This is a genomic window from Streptomyces sp. NPDC058335 (assembly GCF_042723915.1).
Classification (GTDB): Bacteria; Actinomycetota; Actinomycetes; order Streptomycetales; family Streptomycetaceae; genus Streptomyces.
The window spans coordinates 55,807-71,986 of sequence record NZ_JBHXHX010000001.1 but is presented as its reverse complement, the minus strand read 5'-3'; the positions used below and the strand labels follow the sequence as shown (position 1 = coordinate 71,986).

General features: G+C 72.8%; 14 protein-coding genes. 4 read left to right on the top strand and 10 right to left on the bottom strand.

Features of this window, described 5'->3' with window-relative positions:
* Window positions 1-16: 16 nt before the first annotated feature.
* Together ACFWJX_RS00345 and ACFWJX_RS00340 are read right to left on the bottom strand one after the other, a co-directional pair.
* On the bottom strand, window positions 17-955 hold the full coding sequence (locus ACFWJX_RS00345) for a phosphotransferase family protein (protein ID WP_383234532.1): 939 nt from the start codon (window positions 953-955) through the stop codon (window positions 17-19).
* 56 nt (window positions 956-1,011) lie between these two features.
* On the bottom strand, window positions 1,012-2,139 hold the full coding sequence (locus tag ACFWJX_RS00340; protein ID WP_383234529.1) for an aminopeptidase P family protein: 1,128 nt from the start codon (window positions 2,137-2,139) through the stop codon (window positions 1,012-1,014).
* Between the two features lie 190 nt (window positions 2,140-2,329).
* On the opposite strand from ACFWJX_RS00340, the gene ACFWJX_RS00335 reads away from it, so the two are divergent.
* Window positions 2,330-3,085, top strand: coding sequence for a phosphodiesterase (locus ACFWJX_RS00335; RefSeq protein ID WP_383234526.1), 756 nt, complete (start codon window positions 2,330-2,332; stop codon window positions 3,083-3,085).
* Window positions 3,086-3,115: 30 nt separating this feature from the next.
* On the opposite strand, the gene ACFWJX_RS00330 is transcribed toward ACFWJX_RS00335, so the two are convergent.
* Window positions 3,116-3,694, bottom strand: a complete 579-nt coding sequence (locus ACFWJX_RS00330; RefSeq protein WP_383234524.1) for a PDZ domain-containing protein — start codon at window positions 3,692-3,694, stop codon at window positions 3,116-3,118.
* A 108-nt stretch (window positions 3,695-3,802) separates the two neighbouring features.
* The gene (locus ACFWJX_RS00325; protein ID WP_383234521.1) at window positions 3,803-4,669 is read right to left on the bottom strand and encodes a LysR family transcriptional regulator; all 867 of its coding nucleotides are present in this window, start codon (window positions 4,667-4,669) and stop codon (window positions 3,803-3,805) included.
* Between the two features lie 87 nt (window positions 4,670-4,756).
* Between ACFWJX_RS00325 and ACFWJX_RS00320 the strand changes: the two genes are divergently transcribed.
* Window positions 4,757-5,512 (top strand): hypothetical protein, encoded by a 756-nt coding sequence (locus tag ACFWJX_RS00320; RefSeq protein WP_383234518.1) that lies wholly within the window; start codon window positions 4,757-4,759, stop codon window positions 5,510-5,512.
* Window positions 5,513-5,609: 97 nt separating this feature from the next.
* Here the strand turns inward: ACFWJX_RS00320 and cyc2 are convergent, their stop codons facing one another.
* From cyc2 to ACFWJX_RS00300, 4 genes are all read right to left on the bottom strand, one after another.
* Complete coding sequence (gene cyc2, locus ACFWJX_RS00315; RefSeq protein WP_383234515.1) at window positions 5,610-7,772, bottom strand: germacradienol/geosmin synthase Cyc2; 2,163 nt, start codon at window positions 7,770-7,772, stop codon at window positions 5,610-5,612.
* 134 nt (window positions 7,773-7,906) lie between these two features.
* Window positions 7,907-9,100 (bottom strand): damage-control phosphatase ARMT1 family protein, encoded by a 1,194-nt coding sequence (locus ACFWJX_RS00310; protein ID WP_383234513.1) that lies wholly within the window; start codon window positions 9,098-9,100, stop codon window positions 7,907-7,909.
* A 90-nt stretch (window positions 9,101-9,190) separates the two neighbouring features.
* On the bottom strand, window positions 9,191-9,841 hold the full coding sequence (locus ACFWJX_RS00305) for a ScbR family autoregulator-binding transcription factor (protein ID WP_383234510.1): 651 nt from the start codon (window positions 9,839-9,841) through the stop codon (window positions 9,191-9,193).
* Window positions 9,842-9,909: 68 nt separating this feature from the next.
* Window positions 9,910-10,812 carry a ScbA/BarX family gamma-butyrolactone biosynthesis protein gene (locus ACFWJX_RS00300; protein ID WP_383234507.1) on the bottom strand — a complete coding sequence of 301 codons (903 nt, stop codon included), beginning with the start codon at window positions 10,810-10,812 and terminating at the stop codon, window positions 9,910-9,912.
* Between the two features lie 177 nt (window positions 10,813-10,989).
* Between ACFWJX_RS00300 and ACFWJX_RS00295 the strand changes: the two genes are divergently transcribed.
* Complete coding sequence (locus ACFWJX_RS00295) at window positions 10,990-11,640, top strand: ScbR family autoregulator-binding transcription factor (protein WP_383234504.1); 651 nt, start codon at window positions 10,990-10,992, stop codon at window positions 11,638-11,640.
* A gap of 96 nt (window positions 11,641-11,736) precedes the next feature.
* On the opposite strand, the gene ACFWJX_RS00290 is transcribed toward ACFWJX_RS00295, so the two are convergent.
* Window positions 11,737-13,548: a S8 family serine peptidase gene (locus ACFWJX_RS00290; protein ID WP_383234501.1), complete on the bottom strand. Its 1,812-nt coding sequence runs from the start codon at window positions 13,546-13,548 to the stop codon at window positions 11,737-11,739.
* 358 nt (window positions 13,549-13,906) lie between these two features.
* On the opposite strand from ACFWJX_RS00290, the gene ACFWJX_RS00285 reads away from it, so the two are divergent.
* Window positions 13,907-14,863, top strand: coding sequence for a lytic polysaccharide monooxygenase (locus ACFWJX_RS00285; RefSeq protein ID WP_383234498.1), 957 nt, complete (start codon window positions 13,907-13,909; stop codon window positions 14,861-14,863).
* A gap of 18 nt (window positions 14,864-14,881) precedes the next feature.
* Here the strand turns inward: ACFWJX_RS00285 and ACFWJX_RS00280 are convergent, their stop codons facing one another.
* Window positions 14,882-15,520: a Tat pathway signal sequence domain protein gene (locus ACFWJX_RS00280; protein WP_383234495.1), complete on the bottom strand. Its 639-nt coding sequence runs from the start codon at window positions 15,518-15,520 to the stop codon at window positions 14,882-14,884.
* Window positions 15,521-16,180 lie beyond the last annotated feature (660 nt).

The following is a 16,180-nucleotide window of genomic DNA, read 5'->3' as shown; positions in this document are numbered from 1 at the left end:
GCGGCGGGCGGATCCGCTAGTCGTCCGCGCCGTCCTCGCGGAGTTCCGTCACCCGTTCCAGCAGGATCGCCTCCCAGGCGCGGCGCAGCTGGGTGCGCAGCAGGGCCGGGGACTCGGTGCCGTGGCCGGTCAGGCGTTCGGCGAGGCGTACGACGGTGTCGCAGCGGGCCAGCCACAGGCCGCGCAGGCAGGCGCGGGCACCGTACCCGGTGAGGGTGGCGGCGCGGACCGCGGCACCGGAACCGACGGCGAGGGCGAGCCCCGCGATGTCCTCGGCGGGGTCGCCGACGACCGCGCCGGTCCAGTCGAGGGCGCCGCGCACCCGGCCGTCGGCGCTGACCACGAGGTGCTCGCCGCGCAGCGTGTGGTGGACGAGGACGGCGGTGGCGGGCTGCGCGGCGAGCTGGGCCGCGCCGGGCGGGGTGAGCTGGTGCAGCCGGACGGGGTCGAACTCGTCGGCGGCGGCGAGGCGTTCGGCGGCGGCCACCGCCATCCGGCGCAGTGCCTCCAGGGAGCGCGGGGCGACGCGGGGCACGCCGATCGTCTCGGCCTGCCGGACCGGTACCTCGCGCAGCCCGCCGAGCAGTCCGGCCAGGTCGGCCTCGCCGACGGCGGACACGTCGTGGTCCTCGGCGGTGCCGCCGGGCACCTTGGTGTCCAGGGTGAAGGTGAGGCCGGGCGACCATTCGCCGCGCGCGACGGAGGTCGGCACGGCGACCGGGACGTGCGGCCGGACGAGGTCGCGCAGCCGCAGTTCGCGGCGCATCCGGACGGTGGCCTCGCGGTCGGGGGCGAGCCGCAGGACGTGGCGGGTGCCGACCCACCAGGTGCCGTGCCGGCCCTCCTCGGTGACGGGCCGGACCTCGGGGCCGCGACCGTCGTCGTCGCCGGTCTCGAGGAGCGTGCGGACCAGCCGGCGGACGGTGTCCGCGGTGGGTGGGGGTGCCTGGGTCATGGTCGCGCCGTAGCCGTTCGGGTGCCGTTCGGGTGGGTGCCGGGACTCCTGTGGTCTCAGCCGACCATGACCATCTCGCGGGTGGTGTCGTTGAGGCGCCGGCCGCCGTCCTCGGTGACGGTGACGATGTCCTCGATGCGCACCCCGAACCGGCCGGGCAGGTAGACGCCGGGTTCCACGGAGAAACACATGCCGGGCACGAGGGGCTGCTCCTCGCCCTCGATCATGTACGGCGGCTCGTGGGTGGTGACGCCGATGCCGTGGCCGGTGCGGTGGATGAAGTACTCGCCGTACCCGGCGTCGGCGATGACGGCGCGGGCGGCCCGGTCGACCTCCTGGCAGGCGACGCCGGGCCGTACGGCGCGGAAGCCGGCCTCCTGGGCCTCGCGGACGAGGTCGTGGACCCGGCGTTCCTCGTCGGTGGGTTCGCCGACGTGGACGGTGCGGGAGGTGTCGGAGCCGTAGCCGTCCTTGAGGCCGCCGAAGTCGAGGACGATCATGTCGCCGTGCTCGATGACGCGGTCGCCGACCTCGTGGTGCGGGTTGGCGCCGTTCGGGCCCGAGGCGACGATGGTGAAGTCGACCTGGGAGTGCCCGAAGCGGCGGAGCAGGCCGGCCAGGTCGGCGCCCACCTCGGACTCCCTGCGCCCGGCGAAGGGAACCTTCCGGATCTCCTCGTACGTTGCGTCGGCGGCCGCTCCCGCGGCCGCCATCAGCTCCAGTTCGGCCGCGTCCTTGACGGCGCGCAGCATCGGCAGGGCCTCGGTGAGGGAGGCGTAGGAGCTGTCCGGGAGGGCCCTCTGCAGGCGGAGCAGGTGCATCGCCCAGGCGTTGTCGCTGACGCCGAACCGTCCGCCGGTGTCCAGGAGGGCGGCGGTGGCGGCGTAGGGGTCCTTGCCGTCGGTCCAGTCCCGCAGGGTGAGGGCGGGGGCGCCGACCGCCTCGGCGGCGTCGGGGGCCTCCAGGGCCGGGACGACGAGGACGGGGTCGCGGTCGGGGGTGAGGACGAGCAGGGTGAGCCGTTCGGTGACCGCGGGGGGCGCGTAGCCGGTGAGCCATACCAGGTCAGGGCCGGGCGCCACGAGCAGACCGGCCAGCCCCGCGTCGCCGGCCGCGTGCACGGCCCGCTCCATGCGGGCCCGGTAGTCGTCGGCGGTGAAGCGCGCGGGCGTACGGCCGGTCATCCGGGCCTCCCTCGAAGGACGTGTGACTACGGGCAGCATCCTGCCCGGTCAGCAGGGGCGGCGCGACCCGGTCGACGGGGTTTTCGCGGGGAGCTCCGCCCGCCGCCCCTGACGGATATGCATTGCCTGCCCGTCAGATCTAATGGTTAGATCCTCAGTAAGCGTTAATCCACTTCGGGAGGCCGGCACCGTGCTCGTACTCGCCCACATCAGCGATCTGCACCTGGACGGCAGCGCCCGTGCCACCGAGCGCGCCGAGCGGGTGTGCGAGCGGCTCCGGAACCTGCCGGGGCGGGTGGACGCGCTGCTGGTCACCGGGGACATCGCGGACCACGGGACGGAGGCCGAGTACGAGGAGGCCGCACGCATCCTCGGGCCGCACGGCCCCGGCACTCCCTGGCCGGTGCTCACCTGCCCCGGCAACCACGACCGTCGCGCCCCGTACCGCAAGGCCCTGCTCGGACGGCCGGCCGCAGACGGGCCGGTCAACAGCGTCCAGGTGTTCGACGGGGGCGCGGTCCTGATGTGCGACTCCAGCATCCCGGGCGAGGACGAGGGCGCCCTGGCGGACGAGACGTACGCCTGGATCGAGGAGACGCTCGACGAGCTGGACGGGGACGTGCCGGCGCTGCTCGCCTTCCACCACCCGCCGGTGGCGCTGCACCACCCGCTGCCGGACGGTTACCGGCTGGGCGACCCCGCCCGGCTGGCCGCGCTGCTGGAGCGGCGGCCGGAGATCGCCGGCATCGTCACGGGCCACGCCCACACCCCGGCCGCCACCACCTTCGCCGGGCGGCCGCTGATCGTGGGCCCCGGCGTGACGTGGACGCTGCGGCTGCCCTGGGAGGGCGAGGAGATCGCCGACCGGGAGGCGCCGGTCGGGCTCGCGTTCCACGTCCTGGACGACGAACGGCGGCTCACGAGCCACTTCCGGGTGGTCGTCTGACTCCGGCAGCACGCCCTCCGGGCCGGGCCGTCAGGTGACGATACCCGGCACGACCGTCAACTGCTGGTAGCCGCCGCTCTTGTGACGGACCGTCACCTTGGTCTCCCTGCCCGGCTTCGCCTCGTCGACCGCCCGCGCGAGATCCGTCGCCGAGTCGATCCGGGTCCGGCCGAAGTGCAGTACGACATCCCCGCGCACCAGACCGGCCGAGTAGCCGGGGCCGGGCACGTGGACGGCGACGATCTCGGCGCCCGCCTTCTCGGCGTCCACGATCTCCAGGCCCAGGGTGGCGTCGACCGGCGCGCCCGGCGGGAAGGACGGCACGGACGGACGCGGGCCCGCCTGGGGCACCGCGCCCGGCGCGGCCCCGCCCGCCTGCCGTTGCAGCTCGGCCAGCCTGCTCGCGCCGATCACGGTGGCGCCCACGGTGCCGAGGCCGACGCCGGACAGCACCAGGACCGTACCGACGAGCGCGCCGAACAGCAGGGTCGTCAGACGCCGGCCGCGCCGGCGGGCGGCGTGCGGGTGGCGGGGCCGGCCGTCGGACGGCGGGCCGCCGCCGGGCTCCTGGCCGGGCATGGGCTTGGGACGCAACGCGGTCTGTTCCATGGATCGCCTCCGGCTGGTGCTCTACCCCTCGCACCGGAGCGTCACGAGCCACGAACGAGTGAGACTGACCAGCGGTCAACGACGGTACGGCCGGCGCGGAACCCGGGCTCACGCGCGCGGGGACAGCGCCGCGACCAGGGCCCGCGCGGCACCCGTCGGCGTACCGGCGTGGACGAGTTCCACCCGGTGGACGACCCGCGGTGCGGTGAGCGGCACGGCCACCGTGCCCGGCGCGTGGGCCGTCGCCGAGCGGGGCAGGAGGGTCAGGCCGTGGCCCGCGGCGGCGAGCGCGGCCAGGACGCGGACGTCGGTGCCGTCGTAGCGCAGGGCCGGGCGGAAGCCTTGGCCGCCGTTCGCGGCGCGGAGCTGGGGCAGCGGCAGGCCGGTGTCGGGGGCGTCGATCCAGCGGGCGTCGGCGAGGTCGCCGAGGCGCAGTCCGGTGCGGCGGGCGAGGGGGTGGCCGACGGGCAGCAGGACGCCGGCCGGTTCCTCCCCGACGCCGTAGGTCGTGAGCGGTGCCACGTCGGGCAGCCGGAGGGGGTCGCTGGGGGCCGCCAGGCCGTCGACGAGGCCCACGTCGGCGGTGCCCGCGGCGACGGCGGCGGGGACCTCGTCGCGGGCGAGCACTCGCAGCGTCACCCGGGCGGACGGCAGCGCGGCGAGCGCCGCGGGGGTGAGCGCGGTCGCGGAGGTGGCCAGGGTCAGGCCGTGGTCGGGGGCGGCGGCCATCCGTACGACGTCCGCGCGGGCCGCCTCCAGGCGCAGCAGGAGGGGTCCGGCGTGTTCGAGGAGCCGCTCGCCGGCTGCCGTGGGGGCGACGGGACGGCGGGTGAGCAGCGGCGCTCCGAGGTCCTGTTCGAGGGCCGCGATGTGCTGGGACACGGCCGACTGGGTGTAGCCGAGGGTGCGCGCGGCCTCGGAGAAGGAGGCGAGGCGGGCCACGGTGACATAGGTGCGCAGGAGGTGCGGGTCCATGTCCACAGCGTTGCATCAGTTCTGCTTATCGTAGGTGCAGGAATCATCGTTGGACGTGAAGTGCGGGCCGCTCCGAGGATGGGACGCATGACCGACAGCACCGCTCAGATCTCCGGCACCGCCCGGATCGCCAAGGTCGCCCTGGTGGGCGACCGCTCCCCCAACGTCGTCTCGCACACCCGGATCCCGCTTGTGCTCGACGCCCTCGCCGCCCGGGACCGGCTGGTCCTCGACGCGTACTGGATCCCGTCGGCCGACGCGGAGGCCGAGGCCGCGGTGCGCGGCTTCGACGCGGTGTGGGTGGTGCCGGGCAGCCCGTACCGCAGCGAGGCCGGTGTCCTCGCCGCGATCCGCACCGCCCGCGAGGAGGGCATCCCGTTCCTCGGCACCTGCGGCGGGTTCCAGCACGCGCTGCTGGAGTTCGCCCGCGACGCCTGCGGGCTCACCCACGCGGCGCACGCCGAGAACGACCCCGACGCCACGGACCCGCTCCTGGAACCGCTGGCCTGCTCGCTGGAGGGCCACGAGGACACGGTCCTGCTGGAGCCGGGCTCGCTGGCCCGCGAGGTGATCGGCCGGGAGTCCACGGTCGAGCGCTACTCCTGCCGGTACGGCCTGTCCCGGCACTTCGACACCCTGGTCGCACACGGCCTGCGTTTCTCCGGCCGGGACGCGGCGGGCCAGGTCCGGATGGCCGAACTCCCCGGCCACCCCTTCTTCCTGGCCTCCCTCTTCCAGCCGGAGCTGCACGGCGACGGCTCGCGCCCGCACCCCATGGTCCGGGGGCTGGCACGAGCCGCGGTCGAGCACGCGGCGCGACGGACGGCGGCGCGGTCCGTGTGACGAGCACGCCGGGCGCCGGTCGGCGGGCGCGGTCCGTGTGAGCGGTCCGTGTGAGCGGTCGGCCGACCGGCAGCGCGCCGGCAGTCCGTGTGCGCGGTCAGCCGACCGGCAGGGCGGGGACGGCCGGTGGGTGGTCGGGCAGGAAGCCGTGGGACCGGCGGGACAGGTAGGAGTCCTTGTAACGGTCCACCTCCCGGTGCCAGTTGAGGATGCCGGCCATCCAGTTCTGGAGGTCGGTCACATATCCGCGCATGGCCTCGCGGGCTTCCGCCGACAGCTCGAAGTCGTCGTAGAGGACGGGCAGTTCGTGAGCGACCACGTGCTCGAACTGCTGCATGCGCTGGGTCATCAGGTCGTGGACGACACCGAGCGCGGTCGGGTAGTCGCAGCCGAAGAAGTTCTGCACGACGAGGATCGCGTTGTGGATCTCGCCCTCGAACTCGATCTCCTTCTGGTACGAGAAGACGTCGTTGAGCAGGCAGGCGTAGTCGATGGCCGCGTTCTCCAGCGAGCGGACCGGGCCGCTGGCGTACACCTCGGACGGTACGGCGGGGCCCTGGCCCATGCGGCACAGGCTCAGGGTGAGGTCGGAGCCGAAGGTGGCGCGCCGCATCTCCAGGTAGTCGACGGGGTCGGGGATGCGGTTCTGGAGCTGGTTGGCCAGCTCCCACACCCAGCTCTCCGTCATGCTGTCCACCGCCGCGCGCAGGGTGCGCCGCTGGTCGGGGGTCATGCTGGCGGTCGTGCGCGCCCACAGGTCGATCAGCGACCGCTCCATCGCGTTGGCGGGGACGAGGGTCTCCTCGCCGTCGACGGGCATGCAGGCCGAGAGGCGGGCGGTGGTGACCCTGGCCGCGGCCAGGTCGCGACGGTGGCCGTAGACCAGCGGGTAGTAGTCGTCGCCGTAGGTGCCGAACGCGAGCCACGAGGCGCTGAGGTCGAGGGCCTCGGGACTGGCGTCGGGGTCCAGGCCCGCCGAGCACACCGCCAGGTCGCAGGAGGCGAGTTTGTCCTCGTCCCACACCCCTTCGGACAGCATGCCCATCCGGCGCGTCCACCCGACCAGGTTGTGGCGGGCCCGGTCCAGGTGCGGGCTCAGCTCCACCTGGAAGGGCATGTGGAACTCGGGCAGCCGGGACGGGCCGACTTTCTGGAACGGCACGTGCGTGTACGCGCGCAGGCGTTCCGCGGCGGCCGAGGCGAGCAGGGCGCCGACGTCCGCGGCGGAGGTGCCGGGGCGGGTCAGCTTCTCCCAGGGCGAGGTCGAGCCGGCTCCCTTGTTCATGTACCGGCTGGAGCGCATGTGCCACTCGTGGCCGCCGGACTGCCAGTCCTGGAGCCCCTTGGTGTAGGCGGCGACGGCGGCCACCTCGTCCGGCCGGAGGCCGTTCTCCACGGCCAGCGCGGGCACCTCGGTCACGGCTGTGTGCTCGAACTGGTGGAGGCGGGAGGTGAGGATGTCGTTGACGGTGTCGGCGGCCTCCTGGGTGGTGCAGCCGAAGAACGTTTCCAGGACGAGCACGCCGTTGCTCAGCTCGCCCTCGTCCTCCACCTCGCGCTGGTAGGAGAACAGGTCGTTGCGCAGGTGCACGCCGTCGGAGAAGGTCTCCATCAGCACCCTGAGCGGCCTGGACCGGGCGACGGCGGCCGGGACTTCGGCGGTCGCGTACTCCACGAGCCCCGCGGACCAGGGGGCGCCGCCCACCTTGCGGCGCATCTCGATGTACTCGACGGGGTTGGAGACCCGCCCCTCGTTGATGTTGGACAGCTCCCACATCGACTCGTTGAGGAGGTGCTCGGTGGCGACGGCGAAGCGGCGACGCCAGTCGGCGGACATCGCCGGCACGGTGCGCGCCCACAGGTCGGCGAGGCCCGCCTCGACCGGGTTCTCCGGCTCCGGCACGGCGGTCGCCAGGTCGAGCGGCATGAACAGCGGAAGCCGGTCCAGGTGGGCTTTGCCGGCCGCCCGGTCCGGGGTGCGTTTGAACATGTCGAGGAAGTGGTCGTCGAAGAAGAACACCCACACGTACCAGTCGGTGATCAGCGACAGGGCCGGGCCGTCGCAGTCGGGGTGGGTATAGGCGCAGAGCAGGCCGTAGTCGTGCGCGTCGAGGTCGGCCTGCTCCCAGATCCCGGAGCCCTCCAGCATGCCCATCTCACGCGCCCACGCCGTCGAGTGGGCGCGGGCCTCGTCGAGGTGCGGGTTGAGCCGCGCGGGATACGGCATGTAGAAGTGCGGGAGTTCGAACGGCTGCGTCATGGCCGGGCCCTACCCGGGGGCGCCAACCCTCATCCGCGGCACGGCACATGATCACACCATCGCGTGAACCGGGGGCGAATCGCTGCGAATCGGGCGCTCTTGACCGCGGGCGGACGACGCGGCTCGCGCCGTGCTCACTTCCTGGTCTGGATCAGCGCGTGTGTGCCGCCGGTCCGCCAGCTCTGTCCCTCGGCAGCGGTGAGGGCGGCCTCGGTTCCGGCGGACAGCCCGGTGATCACATCCGACTTCAGGGTGCGCAGGGCCACGACCGGTCCGGGGAAGTACGCGGTCACCTCGTCGAAGGGGGTCGTCGGCGGCCAGAGCCGGTCGCCCACCAGGCGGCGGTAGTTGAGGTCGCCCTTCACGATCGTCAGGGCGGCGGCCGCGAACTCGGCGCGCAGGTCGTCCGGCATCCGGTCGTACGGCAGCGGGGCGGCGGCGAAGGGGTGGGCGCGGACCGTCAGCGTGCCGTCCGCCATCGCCGCCCACAGCCGCCGCCCGTACCCGGCGGCCGCCCCCGGAGCGGCCGTCAGACGGCGCAGCGCGTCGACGACGTCGGCCGTCGTGGCGTCCGAGACGTAGTAGGGGTACGGCTTGACGTGCAGGACGACCCGGCCGGCCCGCCCGTGGGCGAGGAGATGGGCGGCGAGGAGCAGATCGGGGATCAGCTCACGGCCGGCGTTGTCGGCGACCAGGCACAGCGTGCCGTCGGCGGCCTGCGGAGGCGCCAGCAGCGCCCACAGGGTCTCGCTGTCGTCGGCGACGAGTCCGGGGACTGCGGCCCGGTCCTGCGCGCCCGCGTCGGAGAGTCGAAAGCCGAGGTCCGCGCGGTTGCCCCAGAGCGAGCCGTGCAGCAGGGCCCGTGCCTGTTCCGGCGCCGGGCGGCCTGCGAGGCCGTCGAGCGCGGCGAGTTCCTCGTCGGTCTCGGAGGCGTCCAGCTCGGCGAGCTTGAACGGGCGGAACGGGTCCAGGCCCTGCCAGGGTCCGGGCCGGAAGTAGCCGACGGTTTCGAGGAGCAGGCGGTAGAAGTAGCTCTCCGACCACAGCCAGGGCACCTCGTACCAGGAGCGGCCCGCGTACGCGTCCAGCCCCCAGGCACGCCAGCGGTCCCGGTCGTGCGCGTCGGCGGGGAGCGGCTCGATCACACCCTCGACGCAGCTCGTCAGCAGGGCTTCCAGGGACCGCCGGATGTCAGGTCCGTAGGGGAAGGCGTCCCGCACCCGCCGGATGATCGCGGGGTGCCGCTCGGCGAGGACACCGCGCGGAAAGGAGCCGGGCTCGTCGCCCAGAATCACGGGCGGGACGGGCGGCACGGGGGTGTCGGACATGCGGATCACGGTATCGCGGGGCGGGGGTCGGAGTGGGGTAGCGGTGGGTCGGGCGTGGGTGCGGGCTGGGGCACGGGTGCATCCCGTCCCTCACACCGCCGCCATGACCTCCCGTTCCAGTCGGGCCGCGAGGCTCAGGTAGCGGGGTCGGCGGGGGACGGGGACCAGGCCGCGGATGAGGACGTGCCACATCTCGGCCATGCGGCGCGGGAGCCGGGCGCCGGGCTCGCGGGAGCGGCCGACCACGCGGGTGCCGACGAAGAAACAGACCAGCGAGTGGGCCACGGCGTCCACGTCGACGTCCGGATGGATGTCGGACTCCCGCACCGCGCCTGCGAGCCGACGGGACATCAGCTCCAGCCACTCCGTGAACGGGTGCGGCACGGGCGGCCGTACGGCGACGCCGCCGGTGGCCAGGCGAAGGCCGGCTCGGGCGACCGGGCCCTCGACCGACAGCCTCACCATGCCGAAGGTGAGGCGCATCAGCGCTTCGAGGGACGGATAGCCCCGGTCGTCGATCTCACCCGCGACCCGGCGCGAGGCCTGGGACTGCAGCTCCAGGATGGCCTGGGCGAGATCCTCCTTGGCCGCGAAGTGGAAGTAGAGCGCGCCCTTGGTGACCTGGGCGTGCTCGACGATGTCACTGAGGCTGGTCGACTCGTAGCCGTTCCGGTCGAACAGATCGGCTGCGGCCCTGATGATCGTCGCGCGGGTCTGCTCCGCACGTAGTTGCCTCGCCATCGACTGGACACTCCTGGGCGTAAAGAACGGGTCATGCCGTTTGTTTCTCACACCCAGTAAACAACAGTTCACGATCCGGCGGTACCGACCAGGCAGGCAAAGACTGTCGACTCCCCTTGTACGCCGACGACTTGCACGCCGGTGTCATGGGTGCGCCTCGCCTCGATCCAGAGGGGTTCGTCCAGCTCCGCGTACCGATGGAAGACGGCGTGGTAAGCCGTCGGTACCCGTTTGCCCGGCGTTTCCAGCAGGGCCGCCTGGCGGGCGCCCTCCAGCAGGAGCATGCCGGGGACATGGTCGAGAGGATGGTCGAAGAAAACGGGGTGCGCGGTATTTACTCGGAGTTGCCAGCGATCCGGCCGGCCGGTGGGGGCGAGGACGACGTCCGTGGGCAGGGCCCGGTCGACGGTGTCGGCGGGCACGCCGGGCGGGACGGGGACGGCCGTCACGGTGTCCGGGGTACGGCCGCCGCGCAGCCGCTGGTAGACGGGCTCGCTGACGCAGGTGAAGGAGACGTCCGCGGTGGCGACGCGGGTGCCGTCGCGCAGCACATGCGCGGTGTAGCGGGCGCCGACAGGGCGCCGGCCGCGGTACTGGACGTCGGTGAAGACGAGTTCGACCTCGGGTTCGGCCGGCCGCGGGCCCAGCGTCAACGCCCATGGCTCGGTCGTGACGTGGAACTCCTTGAGGACGAACTGCCGGTCGAGCGGCACCTCGTACTCGGTGTGGCTGACCAAGGTGCCGCTCTGCCGGATCGTTTCGACGACGAGCAGCGGGTCGTACGCGGACCAATCGGGCGACACGTGTAACCCGTGTGCGCGCGGCCACTGCGCCGACACCGTGAACCGGTCGGCCCCGGTGCGCCGCCAGCCGGTGAGGAAGGTCTCCGCGAGGGCGGCGCGGTGGACGAGTTGGCGTGGGACGGTTGCGGTCAGGGACGGCGTGTCGGCAAGCTGCCGCGGTCGAGTCATCTCTCTCCCTACGGTCCCCCGAAGGCCACGGCAGACGGCGAACCGTCCGCTCGGTGAGCGTTAGAGTACGAGGCGACCGGTTTGTTTTCAATGAGATCAGTCGACGGCATCCTATGATCGGACCGAATCCGCATCCGACTGCGGGACGGCCGATCCGGTGCCGTGAAAGGGCTCTCAATGGCGAAACAGGAGCGCGCGATCAGGACGCGCAGAGCGATCGTGGAAGCGGCGGGCGCGGTGTTCGACGAACACGGCTACACCTCCACCACCATCGCCATGGTCCTGGAGCGCGCCCAGGTCACCAAGGGCGCCCTGTACTTCCACTTCGCGTCGAAAGAGGCCTTGGCCCAGGCGGTCCTGAACGAGCAGGTGCCCTTCGGGGCGGTCCCGCCGCAGCCGTGCAAGCTCCAGGAGATCGTCGACATGACCTTCGTGGTGGCGTGCCGGCTGCTGGACAACGCCCTGCTGCGGGGCAGCGTACGGCTGGCGGTGGATCAGGAGACGCCGTCCGGGGTCGATCACGGCGAGCCGTTCCGACAGTGGGCGCGGGCGCTGACCGAACTTCTGGAACTGGCCGGTGAACGGGGCGAGTTGCTGCCCACGGTGAAACCGGCGGAAACGGTCGGCCTGCTGGTGGGCACCTTCACCGGCGTCCAGCTGATGTCGCGGGCGCTGACCGACCGCGCCGATCTCGGTGACCGGCTGTCGGTGATGTGGGCGCACATCCTGCCCAGCATCGCGGTGCCCGGTCTGCTCCCCGGCCTCGACGCCCGCGCCGACCGGGGAGCACGGGTGCTGGCCTCGCTGGAGCGGCGCGAGGCTTCCTGACCCGGACGTACGGCGGGCCGGTCGGTGTCCATCCACACCGGCCGGCCCGCCCGTTCGTACGGCTGCGAGGGCTTCCCCTTCGTACCGCCTCCCGGCCTAGAAGGTCAGCTTCCAGCTGTTGATGCGGCCGGTGTCCTGCGCGGCCACGTCCTGCACCCGCAGCTTCCAGGTGCCGTTGGCGACCTCGCTGGAGGCGTTCACCGAGTAGGTGGTCACGACGTTGTCCGCGGAGTCCGAGGTGCTGGACGCCTTCAGGCGGTACGCCGTGCCGTCCGGGGCGACGAGGTCGACGACCAGGTCACCGCGGTAGGTGTGGGTGATGTCCACGCCGACCTGGAGGGCCGTGGGCGCGTTGCCGGTGCGGCCGGTGACGGCGATCGGGGATTCGACGGCCGATCCGTTGTCCGGGATGCTGACCGCGGTGGTGCTGGTGAAGGTGGTGCCCCCCGTGGAGCCGCCGGAGCCGCTCACCGCCTGCACCGTCCTGGCCGCGTCAGCCAGGCCCGCGCCGCAGCCGCCGGAGCAGGCGCCGGGCAGGGCACGGGCGTTGCTCTTGATGGCCGTCTCGATCTGCGCCGGGGTCAGCGAGGAGTTCGCCGACTTCATCAGCGCGACCAGGCCCGCGATGTGCGGGGTGGCCATGCTGGTGCCCTGGTAGTAGGCGTACGACTCGGTGGACGCCGTCTTGGTGCCCGAGTTCAGCGTGGACAGGATGCCGTTCGCGGTGCCGGTGCTGGTCTGGCCGCCGGGCGCCGAGATGTCCACGAGGGATCCGTAGTTGGAGTACGAGGCCTTGGCGCCGGTGCGGCTGGTCGCGGCCACCGAGATCACGTTGTTGCAGTTGCCCGGCGAATGGTTCGCGACGTTGTCGTTCTCGTTTCCGGCGGCCACGGCGACGGTCGTGCCGCGGCTCACGGCCGCGTTGATCGCGCTCTGGGTGGCCGAGGTGCAGGCGCCGTCGCCGCCGAGGCTCATGTTGATGACCTTGGCGACGTTGGTGTTGGCGGGAACACCGGAAACCGTACCGCCGGAGGCCCAGGTGATGGCGTCGATGATGTCGGAGTCGTAACCGCCGCACTTGCCGAGGACGCGGACCGGGGAGATCTTCGCGCCGTGGGCGATGCCCGCGATGCCCTTGCCGTTGTTGGTGACGGCGGCGATGGTGCCGGCCACGTGGGTGCCGTGCCAGGAGGAGGTGCCGGCCGGGACGCCGGAGCCGCACTCGTTGGCGTTGTACCAGTCGCCCGGGTCGGCCGGGTTGCTGTCGCGGCCGTCGCCGTCCACCGAGACGGCGGTGTCGGCGATGAAGTCGTAGCCGCCGACGATGTTCGCGGCGAGGTCGGTATGGGCGACGTAACCGGTGTCGATGACGGCGACCGTCACCCCGGTGCCGGTCGTGGTGGTCCAGGCGCCGGGCACGTTCATGCCGGCGGTGGCCTCGTACAGGTCCCACTGCTTGGCGTACTCGGTGTCGTTCGGGTCGGCCTTCGCGGTGTTCAGGCGGTCCGGTACGACGTAGGCGACCTGCGGGTCGGCCCGGTACTCGGCGACGACGTCGGCGACGTCCGCGCGGGTGAGGTCGGAGCCCAGGTCGACCAGGGCGGCACCGGTGCCGAGACGTCGCTCGAAGTCGAGGTCCTCGCCGGTCTCCTTGCCCTTGGCGGCGGCGTCGGCCTCGGCGGCCTGGTTCGACCTGGCCTCCGCGGCGGCGGACGTGTAGCCGACGATGAGACGCTCGGCCGGGGTGCCGGGCGCGGCCTCGGTCTGGGCGGCCGGGACGGCGGCGGCCTCCCGTGACGCGACGTCCGGGGTGGCGGCGACCGAGGCGGTGGTGGCGGCGGTGAGGAGGGCCGCGGAGACCGCGGCGACGGATATCAGCTTCCGTCTGAGAGCGGGAGAGGTGCGCAAGGGGGCGTGCCTTTCGTGGCCGGCTCCGGGCAGGGGGGAGCCTCGGTCGATTCGCTTCGTCGTCGAAGCGGCGGGGGGTGAATCGAGGAGCAACGCGATGGCCGCCAGGCGGGTAGCCGGTCCACCAGGGGTTACCTGTGGGTCAGCTGTGCTGGAACGATAGGCAGGGCAACGGTTGTTCGGATACGGGGGAAACCCTCGATCCGGCCGGAACACCACCCTTGACAGGGGCAACCGGACGGCGAATGCCCGGGTTTGCTGGGGAGACGCCCGGTGCGTCGGCGTATTGAACGCGCCGGGCCGGCGCCGCGTACTGGACGTCGAAACCGTTCCCGCGCCGGCCGAGGAGACGTCCCCGATGCGCCGCACGACCGCACACCGCACCGCCGCCCTGGCGGCCACCGCCCTGAGCCCGCTCCTGCCGGTGCTGCTGTGGGCAGCGGCACCGGCGCAGGCGCACGGCGCGCCCACGACCCCGGTCAGCCGGGTCTACGCCTGCTCCCCGGACGGCGGTTCGCCGTCCGGGTCCGCCGCCTGCCGGGCCGCGGTGGCCGCCAACGGCGCACCCTTCACGGCCTGGGACAACCTGCGGGTGGCGAACGTCGACGGCCGGGACCGGAGCACGATCCCCGACGGGCAGCTGTGCAGCGGCGGCCTGGCGGCCTACCGGGGACTCGACCTCGCGCGCTCCGACTGGCCCTCGACCCGCCTGACCCCGGGCGGAACACTGCGCATGACGTACGTGTCGACGATCCCGCACACGGGAACGTTCACGTTCTATCTGACGAAGCAGGGGTGCGACCCGTCGCAACCGCTTACCTGGAACGATCTGCCCGAGCGGCCGTTCGCCCAGGTGAAGGACCCGGCGCTGCGCGACGGCGCCTACCGGCTCACGGCCGAACTGCCCGCCGACCGCACGGGACATCAGGTGCTGTACACGATCTGGCAGAACAGCAGCACGCCGGACACCTATTACTCGTGCTCCGACGTGGTGTTCCCGGAGAAGGCCGCGGCGGCGTCCTCACCGTCGGCGGCCACGGCCGCCGGATCGCCGAAGCCTCCGTCCGCCCGCCCCTCGGTTCCGGCCGGCGCGGCGGCCGGTACGACGGCCGGCACAACGCCGTCCGCCGCCCCCGCGTCGGGAGCGGCGAGGGCGTCCGGCGCACCGGCCGCCGCGACGCCCGCGAGCACCCCGGTGGCGTCCGCCTCCGGGGCCGGCTCCGGGCCGTCCGCGCCCGTGCTGGCGGGTGGCGCCGCCGCGGTACTGGTGCTCATCGGCGGCGCCACCCTGGTCCTGCGCCTGCGACGGCGCTGAAGCTGCCTCTCCGTGGGGTCAGTTGACGGTGACGGCTGCGCCCGCGGCGGTCACCGGGGCGTACTTGGCGGTGAAGTATCCGTTTGCGAAGCACAGCGACGAGCCGGACGACTTGGTGAAGTGCTGGCTGGTGAAGGTGATGCTGTTGTCGGCGTTGCTCGCCGCGCCGGTCAGGCTGGGCGCCCGGTAGACGCAGTTGATGCTGCCGAGGAGGGTGCGCAGCACGACCGTCGTCTGGATGGCGGAGCCGGCCGCCGGGGTCACCGTGACGGTGCCGCCGGAGGACACCGCCGTGGAGTACGGCAGGTTGTTGACCGTGATGCTGGTGACGCCGAGCACGCCCGCGACGTTCGCGGAGCAGCTGCCGAAGGTGTGCCCGGTGAGTGACTCGGTGGCCGTGCCGGGGGCGGTGGGGTTGGCGGTGACGGTGGCCGTGAAGCCCGAGGAGGCGCAGGAGACGCCGCTGGTGCCGGTGGCCGAGGAGTAGAGGGTGGCGTTGGTGCCGCTCGCGAGGGAGGCGGTGAGGACGTCACCGACCGCGACGTCGCCGTTGGCCGTGGTGAGGACGGCCGGGTCGGCCGCGGAGGCCGGGGTGACCGCCGTCAGCGAGAGGGCGGCGACGGTACCGGCGAGGGCGAGGAGAGGGCGAGTGCGCATGCGGGTGCCTCGTTTCTCAAGTGGGGGTGCCTCAGAGGTTTTCTGAAAGGCGTTCTGAGAGGTGTTCCGAAAGGTGCGCTCGGGGGAGTTGCTGGACGCGAGTCGACCCCCGACCGGTGCCGGCCCGGAAACGCCTTCTCCGTACGTGACGGACCGGCAGCGGAGATGGCGGCGGGCACGGCCGGCAGGGGGAAGCGGCCGTGGCGGCGCCGTGCGGGAATCGGACTCGGGGCGCGTGAGGGCCCGTGCTGGATGCCCGGGCGGGTGGTACCCGTATGGACGGGAGGTCCGGCCGTCGGTTCGGACGGCCGGACCGGGGGTCCGGGAGCGCGGAGAACGGCTCACCGCGCTGCGGATCCGGCGCCACGGATCCGGGCTGAGTCACCGAGAGTTGTAGACCTGATGGACCGTCAACGTCAAGCGCTCCTGCGGAAGTTGGTGGGAACGCAGATATATGCGAGGAGCCGGCGAACGTGCCGGTCGGCCGGGCGGCACACTTCGCACACCCTTTTTCCACATCTCCCTTGACCCTGCGGTGTAACCATCGGTAACTTCCGAATCGGCTACTGACGCGTAACGAGAAAGCCCTTGCGGCTTCCGGGAGTTGCGAGGAGACGTGCGCGGCAGCCGCTGTCCGCGCCAGGACAACACGCCACTGAA